Here is a 13,529-nt window from a genome sequence, read left to right as displayed (position 1 = left end):
GCCATTCGCAGGGAGGAAGTTCAACATGAAACGCATCATCCAGTGTTTGTTGCTCGGCGCTTGGGGCCTGTGGAGTGTGCTGGCTGCGGCCGCGGTGGAGGCCAACACCGCCAACGTGGCCGATCTCGACAGCGTCAAAGGCATTGGGCCGAGCACGTCCAGCCGCATCGTAGAAGCCCGCAAGGCCGGCCCCTTCAAGGATTGGGCCGACTTTGTGGCGCGGGTGCGCGGTATTGGTCCCGGCAGCGCAGCCAAACTGTCGGACAACGGACTGACCATCAACGGCCAAACCTACACAGCCACCACGCCGGTGGCGGCCAAATCCAGCAACAAGCCGGCTGCTGTTGCGGTCAAGCCCGAAGAACCAGCGGCCAAAAAACCCTGAGCCGCCCCAACCCCACCAACTGGCCCACTTGGATGGGCCAGTTTCGTTTGTGCAGCAGGCAGGGTGTGGCAACGCGCTGAGCGATACTGAAATCCATGCACGCCAACCCCCACCCAACCGCTGCGCCGCCCAAGGGCCTGTCCGGCCTGTGGCCATTCATGAAACCCTACCGGGCACGCATGGCCTGGGCGGGCGTTTTTCTCGTGGCGGCCGCAGCCACCACCTTGCTTTTTCCCGTCGCGCTGCGCCAGCTGATCGATGGCGGGCTCTCAGGCGACAAAAACGCGCTGGGTCAGGCCTTGTTGGGCCAGCATTTTGTGGCGCTGTTTGGCATCGCGGTGGCGCTGGGCCTGTTCTCCGCCTTGCGCTTCTACATGGTGAGCTGGCTCGGCGAACGCGTGATGACCGATCTGCGCCAGGCCGTGTACGCTCATGTGCTGCGGCAGAGCCCGGCATTTTTTGAAACCACGCAGACGGGGGAGGTGTTGTCGCGCCTGGGCACCGACACCACACTGGTGCAGACCCTGGTGGGCTCGTCCTTGTCCATGGGGCTGCGCAACCTGGTCATGGGCGGCGGTGCACTGATCATGCTGGTGTGGTCCCACCCCTATGTGATGTTGCAGGTGGTGGCGGTGGTGGTGGGCGTGGTGTTGCCCACGCTGTGGTTTGGGCGGCGGGTGCGTCGCCTCTCGCGCGCCAGTCAGGACCGCATGGCCGACTCCAGCGCCATCGCCGCCGAGGTGCTCAACGCCATGCCGGTGGTGCAAAGCCACGTGGCCGAACAGCGCGAGGCCGACCGGTTCGCGGCGGCCAACCAGCGTTCGTTCGACAGTGCCGTCAAGCGCAGCCGTGCGCGCGCGGCACTGGTGGCCTTCATCATCATCGCCAACGCCGGGCTGCTGCTGTGGGGGCTGCACCAAGGCACACAGGCGGTGATCGCGGGCGACCTGAGCGCTGGCGAGCTGGGCCAGGCGGTGGTGTATGTGATTCTGCTGGCCGGTGCCGTTGCCGTACTGGGCGAGGTCTATGGCGACTGGCTGCGCGCGGCAGGCGCCACCGAGCGCTTGATGGAGTTGCTGCACCAGCGCTCGCCGGTGCAGTCGCCGCCTCAGCCGCGCACGCTGCCGCTGGTGGTCAGCGGCAGCACCGTGGCTTTTGAGGCGGTGGACTTCCACTACCCCTCGCGCCCACAGCACCCCTCGTTGCGCGGGCTCGACCTGCGTGTGCAGGCGGGCCAGACGGTGGCGCTGGTGGGCCCCAGCGGTGCCGGCAAGACGACCGTTTTGTCGCTGCTGCTGCGCTTCTACGACCCGCAGGCCGGGCGCATTCTGCTCGATGGGGTGCCCATCCACGAGCTGTCGCTGTCGGCGCTGCGCGAGCGCATCGCCATCGTGCCCCAGGAGCCGGTGATTTTTTCGGCCAGCGCCATGGACAACATCCGCTACGGCCGCCCACTGGCCAGCGACGCCGAGGTGGTGGCCGCAGCGCAGGCGGCGCACGCCGACGGCTTTCTGCGCGAGTTGCCGCAGGGCTACGACACCTTTCTGGGCGAACGTGGCGTGCGCCTTTCCGGCGGTCAACGCCAGCGCCTGGCGATTGCCCGTGCCATGCTGAAGAACGCGCCCTTGCTGCTGCTGGACGAGGCCACCAGTGCGCTGGACGCGCACAGCGAACAAGCGGTGCAGGCCGCGCTGGAAACGGCCATGCTGGGCCGCACCACCATCGTCATCGCCCACCGCCTGGCCACCGTGCAAAAGGCCGATGTGATTGTGGTGATGGACCACGGCCGGGTAGTGGAACACGGCAGCCACGCCGAACTGGTGGCACACGGCGGGCTGTACGCCGGACTGGCGGCGCTGCAGTTCAACGTCTGATCAGGCCAGCTGGCGCAGTTCCCTCAGCGCGACCGACACCGGTGCCAGATCGGGCGCCTGCCCCGCCATGCTGTCGTACATGGCCGCAATCCGTTCGATGGCCTTGGCGTGGCGCTCCTGCCATTGGGCCGGGGCTTGTTGTGTGCTCAGCAGCGACAACACCACCTGGCCAGCAATCGAATAGACATCGTCGCGTGCGCTGGCGCGGGCCTGGGTCTGCCACAGGGTGTCGGTCGGCAATTGGCCGATCTGCAAACGCCAGCGGTCGAGGCCCAACGCGTTTTCAACGGTGAAGTAAGTGCGCGCGGCCTGCTCCAGGCTGCTGCCAGCCTTGTCCGCCACGTCCACCAGATCGAGCACCGGGTACAGGTGGTCGAGCACGGTCAGATCGTCGGCCAGGCGGGCATCCACACCCGCCGCTGCCAGGCGCGCGCTGGCGGCCTTCCACTGCTCCAGCGCGGTGGCCGGCAGCCACTGCGCCACGTGCTGGCGCAGGGTCTGAGCCGCGGGCCGGTACTTGGCGATCAGGGTCGGCAGATCGCCCTGACCACGGTGGCGCAACATCCAGCGGCTGGCACGCTGGGCCACCGCAGCGAGTTGTGTGAGCAGACCCAGTTGCAGCTCGGTGGTGACCTTGTTGTCGAGTGCGTCGATCTGGTCCCAGAGGGGTTCGAGCCCGAACACCTCGCGCGCCAGGGTGTAGGCGCTGACCACCTCGGCAGCGGTGCACGACGCCTCGTTGGCCAGGAAATTGACGAAGGTGGCGCCCACGCGGTTGACCACGGTGTTGGTCATGAAGGTGGCGACGATCTCGCGTTTGAGCGGGTGGGCTGCGATGGCATCGGCATAGCGCTCGCCCAACACGCCCGGGAAGTACATGGTCAGCACCCGCGCGTAGAAAGGGTCGTCGGGCAGGCTGCTGGCGCACAACTCGTCGAACAGGTTCATCTTGGCATAGGCCATGAGCACGGCGTTCTCAGGCCGTGTGAGGCCACGCCCTTCGCGTTTGCGGCGGGCCAGCTCGTCGTCGCTGGGCAGGAACTCGATGCCGCGCTTGAGCAGGCCCGTGCCTTCGAGCCAGCGCATCAGGGTTTGTTGCCCATCCAGCAGGTAGACCGGACGCGACGCGGCCAACTCGATCTGCTGCGTCTGGTAGTAGTTGTCCTGCAGCACCAGGCGGCCCACCTCCTCCGTCATGCTGGCCAGCAAGGCGTTGCGGCTGTCCAGCGTGAGGCCGCCGGCCTCCAACACGGCACCCAGCAGGATCTTGATGTTGACCTCGTGGTCGGAGCAGTCCACACCGGCCGAGTTGTCGATGGCGTCGGTGTAGATCAGCCCACCGGCCTGGGCAAATTCGATGCGCCCGTTTTGGGTGCAACCGAGGTTACCGCCTTCGCCCAACACCTTGCAGCGCAGTTCGTTGCCATTGACGCGGAAGGCGTCGCCGGCTTTGTCGCCCACCTGGGCGTGGCTCTCGAAGCTGGCCTTGACGTAGGTGCCGATACCGCCGTTGTAGACCAAGTCCACTGGGGCCTTGAGGATGGCGTTGAGCAACTCGTTGGGGGACATCGCGCTGGCGACGGTGCCGATGACGGCGCGCGCCTGCGGGCTCAGCGGGATCGACTTGGCGCTGCGGGGGTACACACCACCACCTTCGCTGATGAGGGCTTTGTTGTAGTCGTCCCAGCTGGAGCGGGGCAGCTTGAAGAGTCGCTCGCGCTCCTTGAAACTGATCGCCACATCGGGGTTGGGGTCGATGAAGATGTGGCGGTGGTCAAAGGCCAGCACCAGCTTGATCTGGGTGGACAACAACATGCCGTTGCCAAACACATCGCCCGACATGTCGCCGATGCCGGCCACGGTGAAGGGCTGGGTCTGCGTGTCCACACCCAGGCCACGGAAATGGCGTTTGACCGACTCCCAGGCGCCGCGCGCGGTGATGCCCATCTTCTTGTGGTCGTAGCCCACCGAACCACCCGAGGCAAAGGCGTCGCCCAGCCAGAAGCCGTAGTCGGCGCTGACGCTGTTGGCGATGTCGCTGAAGGTGGCCGTTCCCTTGTCGGCGGCCACCACCAGGTAGGGGTCGTCCTCGTCGTGGCGCACCACGTCGGGCGGCGGCAACACCGCGCCCTTGACCAGGTTGTCGGTGATGTCGAGCAGGCCCGACAGAAAGGTTTTGTAGCAGGCCACGCCTTCGGCCAGGTAGGCCTCGCGGTCGCTGGCGGGCGGCGCCTTCTTGAGCACAAACCCGCCCTTGGAGCCCACCGGCACGATGACCGTGTTTTTCACCATCTGCGCCTTGACCAGGCCCAGGATCTCGGTGCGGAAGTCCTCACGTCGGTCGGACCAGCGCAGACCGCCGCGCGCCACCTTGCCACCGCGCAGGTGCACACCTTCCACCCGAGGCGAGTAGACCCAGATTTCAAACAGGGGCTTGGGTTCGGGGACGTTGGGGATGTCGCGCGGGCTGAACTTGAAGCTCATGCAGGCCTTGCCGCGCTGGTAGGCGTTGGTGCGCAGGGTGCCATTGAGCGTGCCCAGAAACTGGCGCAACACGCGGTCCTCTTCCAGGCTGGCCACATCGGTCAGCTGGGCTTCCAGCGCCAACACCTGGTCGGCCACCCGTGCCTCGCGTTGCTCGGCGCGCGCCGGGTCAAAGCGCAAAGCAAACAGCTCGGCCAAGCCTTGTGCGATGGCGGGGTTGCGGTTGAGCGTGTCTTCGATGTAGCTCTGGCTGAAAGGAAATCCGAGCTGCTTGAAATAACGCACGTAGGCACGCAAGACGGCGATGGCGCGGGCATCGAGTTCGGTGGACAGCACCAGGCGGTTGAGGGCGTCACTCTCCACGTTCTGGCGCCAGACCGCAAGGAACAAGGCCTCGAAGCGTGCCTTGAGCCAGGCCACATCCAGCGGCTGATCGAACTGCAGGCCCCAATCGTGAATCCAGCATTCCCGCCCGATCAGCTGGTAGGGGTGTTCGTCGATCACGCGTGCCCCCATGGACTCCAGCACCGGCATGGCGTCGGACAAGGTGATCTTGTGGGTGGCGTAGGTTTTGAAGCGCAACTGCCCTTGACGGCTGTACAGCTGCAAGGCCAGCGGCTGCTGCGCACCCAGGCCGCTGAGGATGGCCGCGTCGGTGGCGGCGGTTTCGGCGTCGAAATGCTCGCGGTAGGCGGTGGGGAAAGCCGCCACCCAGTCCTGCAATCCGCTGGACACCGGTGCGCCTTGTGCCAGCAGCACGGCGTTGACACCATCGACCCAGCGTTTGCAGGCCTGGGCCACCTGGGCTTCCAGTTGCACGAGGTCCACGTGCTCGGGCAGCCTGTCCTTGGCACGCACGGTGTAGTGAATGCGCGCCAACGCGCTGTCGGTCAGCATGGGGGTGAACTCCACCGAGGCGGCATCAAAGGCCTCGGTGAACAGGCTGCCGAGCTTGACCCGCAGCTCGGTGGTGTAGACGTCGCGTGGCACGTAAACCAGCAGCGAGGCCATGCTGCCGTGGGGGTCGCGGCGGACAAACAGGCGCACGCGCTGACGTTCCTGCAGCCGCAGAATGCCCATGGTGTGCTGCTCCAGCGTGGCCGCGTCGATCTGCAGCATTTCGTCGCGTGGGTAGGTCTCCAGAATGGCCTGCAAGGCCTTGTGGGCGTGCCCACCCTTGACCACGCCCGCGTTGGCAATGACACGCGCAACGTGCTGCCGCACGATGGGGATCTGCTCTACCGAGGTGGCGTAGGCCGCCGAGGTGTAGAGGCCCAGAAAACGGCTCTCACCCTGCAGTTGGCCGGCGGCGTCCAGGCGTTTGACGCTGACCACGTCCAGCCAGGAGGGGCGGTGCACGGTGGACCGGCTGGTGGCCTTGGTGGACAACACGAGCGAGGGGTTGGCCAGCCAATGCTCGGCCGAGTGGGCCGGCAGCGACTGGGCTCCCAGCGCCTTCAACAGGCCCAGCGCACTGCCGGCCACGGGCACCAGCGCGCCGTCTTGAATACTGAAATCTTCGGCCGCGAGAAAGGTGAAATGCCCCTGCTCCAACCAGCTCAAAAAGGCCTTGGCCTCGTCGGCCTCGGCCGCGTCCAGCGCGGTGAAGCTGGCATTGAGCACCTGCACACGCGACAACATGGCGCGCCAGTCGTGCACCGCCAGGCGCACGTCCTGCAACGTGGCCTGAATCGCTTCCCGCAAGGCCACACCCTCCGGGTCGGCGGCCAGCCGGTCGCATTCAACCAACATGCAAGACACCACCTGACCTTCGGAGGTGTCGGTCTGCGCGGCATCGGCAATGGCGGCCACCCGGCCTTTGGCATCGCGTGTGACGCGCAGCAGCGGGTGGACGATCCAGTGCACGGTGCGCCCCGTCCGGTTGACCGCCATGCTCACCGAATCCACCAGAAAGGGCATGTCGGGGTGGACGATTTGCAGCACATGTGTGCCGGCCGCCTGCACACCCTCCAGGCTCTCCACCCGCACATCACCTTCGGCGCTGGCCTTCAGCAAAGTCTCGTGCGCCTGGGCCATCGCCTTCAGCACGGCCGGCGGACGCTGGCGCAGCTCCTCGGGGTCTGCGGCGGCAAAAAACAGGTCCTGAAAGCTGGGTTTCATGGTGAGCATCCGGTGGAATGGGGGCGAAAAACAGGGCGAGACACAGGGCAAAAAAGCACCGTCTGTGTGCAACGAAACCCATTCTAGGAGCGCACCCCGCACCAAAACAGCCCCCAGAAAGGGATTGCATGGACCCATACCAAGACGTTATGCGAACAACGCATAACCGCCACACCCGTGCCGGCGGTGCGCGCCCACACCGCCGCGCTACTCGGCTGCGCTACTGCAGGGTTTCTTTCAGGGCCGGCGGCAAAGGCAACACGGGCACCCCTTCTTCCAGCAAGGCCAGCGTGTCCTGCAAGCTGGCCTGCCCACGGATCTGGCGGGCCTCTGCCTCACCATGGTGGATGCGCCGCGCCTCGTCGGCGAAACGATCGCCCACGTTTTCGGCACGCGCGATGGCCGTGCGCATGGCCTGCCACAACCGAGCGTCGGTTGCAGTGGGTTGGGTGGTGCTGTTAACGGGTGTTGGTGGCGCGGGCACGTTGGCGGCTGCGCCAGCGAGGTTGAGGCGCGGTGCCGACAACATTTTTTCGACCCCCGTGTCGCCACACAACGGACAGGTGAGCAAGCCACGGCTCAACTGGTCCTGAAAGTCAAGCTCAGAACCGAACCAGCCTTCAAACACATGCTGCGCGCCGCAGCGCAGATTCAAGACCTTCATGCCGCGATTATCCCCGCAGCCCAAAAGCCCTCAGGTCCAGTCGAGCGACCAGTCGCCGCGGAGCACGTTTTGCAGCCAGAGTGCGCCCGTGAGCGTTTTCGCGTCGGTCACGGTGCCATCGCGGCACCAGTTCAGCAGTTCGGCGGGTGTGGCTTCAAACACATCGAGGTGTTCGCCCGCATCCAGCCGCTGTGGGCCCGCCACCAGACCACGCGCAAACCAGATGTCAATGAATTCGGTGGCGTACGAGATCACCGGGTGCAGCACACCCGCGCGCGCCCACTCGCGTGCGGTGTAGCCGGTTTCCTCCTGCAGCTCGCGCTGGGCACACACCAGCGACGCCTCTCCGGGGTCGAGCTTGCCCGCTGGGAATTCGATCATCACGCGCTGCATGGGGTAGCGGTACTGGCGCTCCAGCAACACGCGGCCATTCTCCAGCAGCGGTATCACCATCACCGCGCCCGGGTGCACCACGTACTCGCGGGTGGCCGTGGCACCACCAGGCAAACGCACGGTGTCACGCTTGATGTGCAGGAAGTGGCCCCGCAACACGTCCGTGCTGCCGGTGGGGTGTTCGATCAAGTGGGCGTCCGCTCCAGAACGCGATTCGGGTGGCATGGGTGCCCCACCACCTGTCAGCCGCGACGCATCAGGTAGCGCCAGACAAAGCCGGGAAAGGCCAGGGTGAGAAACAAGGCCCCGGTGGTGGCATAAAAAGCCCACCCCTGGGGGTAGATCTGACCCTGGTGCTGCTCCAGCGCTAGGCCCAAACCACCGACCAGCAGGTAAAACACCAGCAACTCAGCCAACCGTTGCCACCAGGCCTTCTCGGTGGCACGGGGCCACACCGCCAGCCAGCGGTTGTTGAGAAAAGGCAGGTTGGCGGCCACCAGCGCCACCAAAATCACCAGCCAGACGGCTCCCGACGTGTTCATGTGTGGTGAATCCAGGCTCAGCCGAGCAGCACGGCGATGGCGTGCGCACAAATGGCCATCAGCCCGCCGGGGAGAATGCCCAGGCCCAGCACCAGTGCACCGTTGAGCGAGAGCACAGCACGCACATCCATACCCGCCTCAATGCCAGCCGTTTGGGTGGGTGCATCGAAGTACATGACCTTGACCAGTCGCAGGTAGTAGAAGGCGCCGATCAGCGACATCATCACGGCAAACACGGCAAGGCCAATGTAGAAGGCCTGCGAAGAGGCGATCAACGCTTGCAACACCGACAGCTTGGCATAGAAACCCACCATGGGCGGCACACCTGCGAGCGAGAACATGCACACCGCCATGACCGCCGCGTACAGCGGGCTGCGCTGGTTCAGACCGGCCAGATCGCTGATGTCTTCCGACTCGAAACCCTGGCGCGACAACAGCAAGATGACGCCGAACGTACCCAGGGTGGTCAGCACATAGGTGATGACGTAGAACATGGTGGCGCTGTAGGCGTTGGCCATGTTGTTGCCATTGCCACCCACCACACCGGCCACCAAGCCCAACAGCATGAAGCCCATTTGTGCGATGGTGGAAAAGGCCAACATGCGCTTGAGGTTGGTTTGGGCAATCGCGGCCAGGTTGCCAACCAGCAGCGACACCACCGCCAGCACGGCCAGCATCTGCTGCCAATCCACGGCCAACGGCAACAGCCCTTCCACCAACAGGCGGATGACAATGGCAAACGCGGCCAGTTTGGGCGCGCCACCGATCATGAGCGTGATGGAGGTGGGCGCGCCGTGGTACACGTCGGGCACCCACATGTGGAAGGGCACCACACCCAGCTTGAACGCGAGGCCGGCCACGATGAACACCAAACCGAAGATCAGCACCTGACGGTGCTCGGTGCCCGCAGCCACCGACTTGACCACCTCCGCCACGTCCAGCGAGCCGGTGGCGCCGTACATCATGGACAGGCCGTAGAGCAGGAAACCGCTGGCCAGGGCGCCCAGCACGAAGTACTTCATGCCAGCTTCGGTGGCGGTACCGTCGTCACGCTTGAGCGCGACCAGCGCGTAGCTAGACAGGGTGAGCAGTTCCAGGCCCATGTAGATGACCAGGAAATTGTGGCCGGAGATCATGACGAACATGCCCAGCAGCGCGAACAGCGACAGCGAGAACCATTCGCCACCGCGCAGCAGACCGCGCTCGGCGCCATAGCCTCGGCCATACACCAAGGTGACCATCACCGCCACGGCGGCAAAACACTTGAGCCAGTGGCCCATGGGGTCAGACACCACCATGCCGCCAAAACCCATGATGGTCTGTCCGGCCCCCGCGTACACCGCGTGCAACACGGCCACGGCGCCCAAGGTCAGCAGGGTGAGGAAGTAGGTGCCGCCACGCTGGGGGCTCTTGACGAACAAATCCACCAGCGTGATCACACACGCCATGGCCAGCAGCAACAGTTCGGGGTAGGCGACCACCCAGCTCAGCTTGTCAATCATTGCTTTTGTCTCTTGGTCGGGTGGGTCAGTTCAGCTTGGAGATGGCCACGTGACGCAGCAACTCGGCCACCGAGCCATCCATCACATCGGTGAAGGGCTTGGGGTGGATGCCCATGTAGAGCACGGCCACGGCCAGCAAGGCCATGATCAGGAATTCGCGGGCATTGATGTCCAGCAGTTCCTTGACGTGGTGGTTGCCAGGCGCGCCCAGGTACACGCGCTTGAACATCCAGAGCGAGTAGGCGGCGCCAAAAATCAGGGCCGATGCCGCAGCCAAGCCGATCCAGAAATTGGCCTTGACCGCCGCCAGGATCACCATCCACTCGCCCACAAACCCAGCGGTGCCAGGCAGGCCGCAGTTGGCCATCACAAACAGCAGCGCAAAGGCCGAAAACTTGGGCATGGTGTTGACCACACCGCCGTAATCGGCAATCTGGCGCGAATGCACGCGGTCGTACAACACACCAATGCCCAAGAACATGGCGGCCGACACAAACCCGTGGGCAATCATCTGCACGATGGCGCCGGCCATGCCGAGGTCGTTGAAGACGAAGAAGCCCAGCGTCACAAAGCCCATGTGGGCGACCGACGAGTAGGCCACCAGCTTCTTCATGTCTTGTTGCACCATGGCCACCAGACCAACGTAGATCACGGCGATCAGCGAGAGCGCGATCATCAGCCAGGCCCATTCGTGCGAGGCGTCGGGCGCGATGGGCATGGAGAAACGCAGGAAACCGTAGGCACCCAGCTTGAGCATGATGGCGGCCAGGACGGCGGAGCCACCGGTGGGCGCTTCCACGTGCACATCGGGCAACCAGGTGTGCACCGGCCACATCGGCACCTTCACAGCAAAAGCCGCGAAGAAGGCGAAGAACAGCAAGGTTTGTGCGGTGCCACCCAGCGGCAGCTTGTGCCAGGTCAACAGGTCAAAGCTGCCACCCGACTGGTTGTACAGGTAGATCAGCGCCACCAGCATCAGCAGCGAACCGAGCAAGGTGTAGAGGAAAAACTTGAACGCGGCGTAGATCTTGTTCGGACCGCCCCAGATGCCGATGATCAGGTACATCGGGATCAGCGTGGCCTCAAAGAACACGTAGAACAGCATCGCGTCCAACGAGGCGAACACGCCGATCATCAGACCCGACAGGATGAGGAAGGCACCCATGTACTGGTTGACGCGTTCGGTGATCACCTCCCAGCCGGCCAGCACCACGATGACGGTGATGAAGGCCGTCAGCGGCAGCAGCCACAACGAGATGCCGTCCACACCCAGGTGGTAGTGGATCTGGAAACGTTCGATCCAGAGCACCTTCTCGACAAACTGCATGTCGGCGGTGCCGAGCTGGAAACCCGCATAGATCGGCAACGTGACCGCCAGGCCAGCCAGCGCGCCGACCAGAGCGATCCAGCGCACCATGCCTGCTTGTTCATCCTTGCCCAATGTGAGCAGCACGACCCCGAAAAAAATGGGGGTCCAAATGGCGAGGCTCAGCAAACCCATGTTGTTCTTCTCCTTACTTGGCGAGCCACACGAAATACGTCATCAGCACAAACACGCCCAGGATCATGACCATGGCGTAGTGGTAGATGTAACCACTCTGCAGTTTGCGCACCACGGCCGAGACAGCGTCCACCAGCTTCCAGCTGGCGTTGACCACACCACCTTCGATCACACCCTGATCACCGCCCTTCCACAGGCCCACACCCAAAGCACGCGCGCCACGCGCCAGGATGTTTTCGTTGATCCAGTCGAGGTAATACTTGTTTTCCAGCAGCGTGTAGATCGGCATCACGCTGCGCTTGATGGCCGCCGGCAACGCCGGGTTGACCATGTACATGTAGTACGACAGGGCGACGCCTGCGGCAGCAAGGTACAGCGGCGGCGTGCTGAACGCGTGCAGTGCCATGCCCATGGGGCCGTGGAAAATCTTGGCGAACTCGGCCAGCGCGGGGTGAGCGGCGGCGTTGATGGTGATGGCGTCGGCGAAGAAACTGCCGAACACCATGGGCGTGATGGTGAAGAAGCCGATCAGCACCGACGGGATGGCCAACAGCACCAGTGGCACGGTCACGACCCAGGGCGATTCGTGGGGCTTGCCGTCGCCATGGTGGCCGTGGTCGTCGTGGTGATCATCGTGTCCGTGGTGCGCGTCCGGGTTCTGGTCGTAACGCTCGGTGCCGTGGAACACCAGGAAGTACATGCGGAAGGAATAAAAGGCGGTGACAAACACCCCGGCCAACACGGCATAGTAGGCCAGACCGGAGGCCGGCAGGTTGCTGAAATGCACCGCCTCGATGATGCTGTCTTTGGAGTAGAAGCCCGAGAACAGCGGCGTGCCGATCAACGCCAGCGATCCCAGCAGCGAGGTGATCCAGGTGATGGGCATGTACTTGCGCACGCCACCCATCCAGCGGATGTCTTGGTTGTGGTGCATGCCCATGATGACCGAGCCGGCCCCAAGGAACAGCAGCGCCTTGAAGAAGGCGTGGGTCATGAGGTGGAACACGGCCACCGAGTAGGCCGAGGCACCCAGGGCCACGGTCATGTAGCCCAGCTGCGACAAGGTGGAGTAAGCCACCACGCGCTTGATGTCGTTCTGGATGATGCCCAGGAAGCCCATGAACAGCGCGGTGATGGCGCCGATGATGAGGATGAAATTGAGCGCGGTGTCCGACAGCTCGAACAGCGGCGACATGCGCGACACCATGAAGATGCCGGCCGTCACCATGGTGGCGGCGTGGATCAGCGCGGAGATGGGGGTCGGACCTTCCATCGAGTCAGGCAGCCACACGTGCAGCGGGAACTGCGCCGATTTGCCCATGGCGCCGATGAACAGGCAGATGCAGATGACGGTGACCAGCAGCCAGTCGGTGCCGGGGAAGCTCAGTTTGCCCAGCTCAGGCGCCTTGGCAAAAATTTCGCTGTAGTTCAACGAACCGGTGTAAGCCACGATCAGGCCAATACCCAGGATGAAGCCAAAGTCGCCCACGCGGTTGACCAGGAAGGCCTTCATGTTGGCGAAAATGGCCGTGGGCTTGTTGAACCAGAAACCAATCAGCAGGTAAGACACCAGGCCCACCGCTTCCCAGCCAAAGAACAGCTGCAGCAGGTTGTTGCTCATCACCAGCATCAGCATGCTGAAGGTGAACAGCGAGATGTAGGCGAAGAAGCGGTTGTAGCCTTCGTCCTCTTCCATGTAGCCAATGGTGTACAGGTGAACCATCAGCGAGACGAAGGTCACCACCACCATCATCATGGCGGTGAGACCATCGACCAGGAAGCCGATTTCCATCTTCAGCTTGCCGATCACCATCCATTCGTAGATGGTGGCGTTGAAACGTGCGCCGTGCACGGCCACGTCCCACAGCGTCATCATGGACAAGACCATGGCAATGAACACACCCAGGATGGTGGCGCTGTGCGATGCCTTGCGACCGATGACGTTGCCACCAAAGGTGGTGCCCAGGACACCGGCGACGAGCGACCCCACCAGCGGTGCCAGGGGCACGGCGAGCAAGGTGCTTGCAGAAAGACTTGTTGTCATAGGAATGTCGTTCTTTCTA

Annotated in this window: 9 protein-coding genes; 2 read left to right on the top strand and 7 right to left on the bottom strand. The window is 64.0% G+C overall.

Annotation, left to right across the window (positions count from 1 at the left end; genetic code table 11):
* The first annotated feature begins 25 nt into the window (after nt 1–25).
* The gene (locus ACFQPB_RS05110) at nt 26–385 is read left to right on the top strand and encodes a ComEA family DNA-binding protein (RefSeq protein ID WP_382220304.1); all 360 of its coding nucleotides are present in this window, start codon (nt 26–28) and stop codon (nt 383–385) included.
* A gap of 95 nt (nt 386–480) precedes the next feature.
* Nucleotides 481–2,259, top strand: coding sequence for an ABC transporter transmembrane domain-containing protein (locus ACFQPB_RS05105; protein WP_382220302.1), 1,779 nt, complete (start codon nt 481–483; stop codon nt 2,257–2,259).
* Here ACFQPB_RS05105 and ACFQPB_RS05100 read toward each other — a convergent pair whose 3' ends face one another.
* The 7 genes from ACFQPB_RS05100 to nuoL all read right to left on the bottom strand — a co-directional run bounded on the left by ACFQPB_RS05100 (nt 2,260) and on the right by nuoL (nt 13,510).
* Nucleotides 2,260–6,864, bottom strand: a complete 4,605-nt coding sequence (locus tag ACFQPB_RS05100) for an NAD-glutamate dehydrogenase (RefSeq protein ID WP_382220300.1) — start codon at nt 6,862–6,864, stop codon at nt 2,260–2,262.
* Nucleotides 6,865–7,084: 220 nt separating this feature from the next.
* A complete protein-coding gene (locus tag ACFQPB_RS05095) occupies nt 7,085–7,528 on the bottom strand; it encodes a DUF1178 family protein (protein WP_382220298.1) in 444 nt (147 codons plus the stop codon).
* 30 nt (nt 7,529–7,558) lie between these two features.
* Nucleotides 7,559–8,146, bottom strand: coding sequence for an NUDIX domain-containing protein (locus ACFQPB_RS05090; RefSeq protein ID WP_382220296.1), 588 nt, complete (start codon nt 8,144–8,146; stop codon nt 7,559–7,561).
* Between the two features lie 17 nt (nt 8,147–8,163).
* Nucleotides 8,164–8,463 carry a DUF2818 family protein gene (locus ACFQPB_RS05085; RefSeq protein ID WP_382204294.1) on the bottom strand — a complete coding sequence of 100 codons (300 nt, stop codon included), beginning with the start codon at nt 8,461–8,463 and terminating at the stop codon, nt 8,164–8,166.
* A 17-nt stretch (nt 8,464–8,480) separates the two neighbouring features.
* Nucleotides 8,481–9,965 carry an NADH-quinone oxidoreductase subunit NuoN gene (nuoN, locus tag ACFQPB_RS05080; protein ID WP_382220294.1) on the bottom strand — a complete coding sequence of 495 codons (1,485 nt, stop codon included), beginning with the start codon at nt 9,963–9,965 and terminating at the stop codon, nt 8,481–8,483.
* A gap of 25 nt (nt 9,966–9,990) precedes the next feature.
* Nucleotides 9,991–11,466 (bottom strand): NADH-quinone oxidoreductase subunit M, encoded by a 1,476-nt coding sequence (locus ACFQPB_RS05075; protein WP_382220292.1) that lies wholly within the window; start codon nt 11,464–11,466, stop codon nt 9,991–9,993.
* A gap of 13 nt (nt 11,467–11,479) precedes the next feature.
* Complete coding sequence (nuoL, locus tag ACFQPB_RS05070) at nt 11,480–13,510, bottom strand: NADH-quinone oxidoreductase subunit L (RefSeq protein WP_382220290.1); 2,031 nt, start codon at nt 13,508–13,510, stop codon at nt 11,480–11,482.
* Nucleotides 13,511–13,529: the final 19 nt, after the last annotated feature.

The organism is Hydrogenophaga atypica (assembly GCF_042665215.1).
Taxonomy (GTDB): Bacteria; Pseudomonadota; Gammaproteobacteria; order Burkholderiales; family Burkholderiaceae_C; genus Hydrogenophaga; species Hydrogenophaga defluvii_A.
The sequence above is the reverse complement of the archived record's forward strand: the minus strand, read 5'-3'. Positions and strand labels throughout refer to the sequence as shown.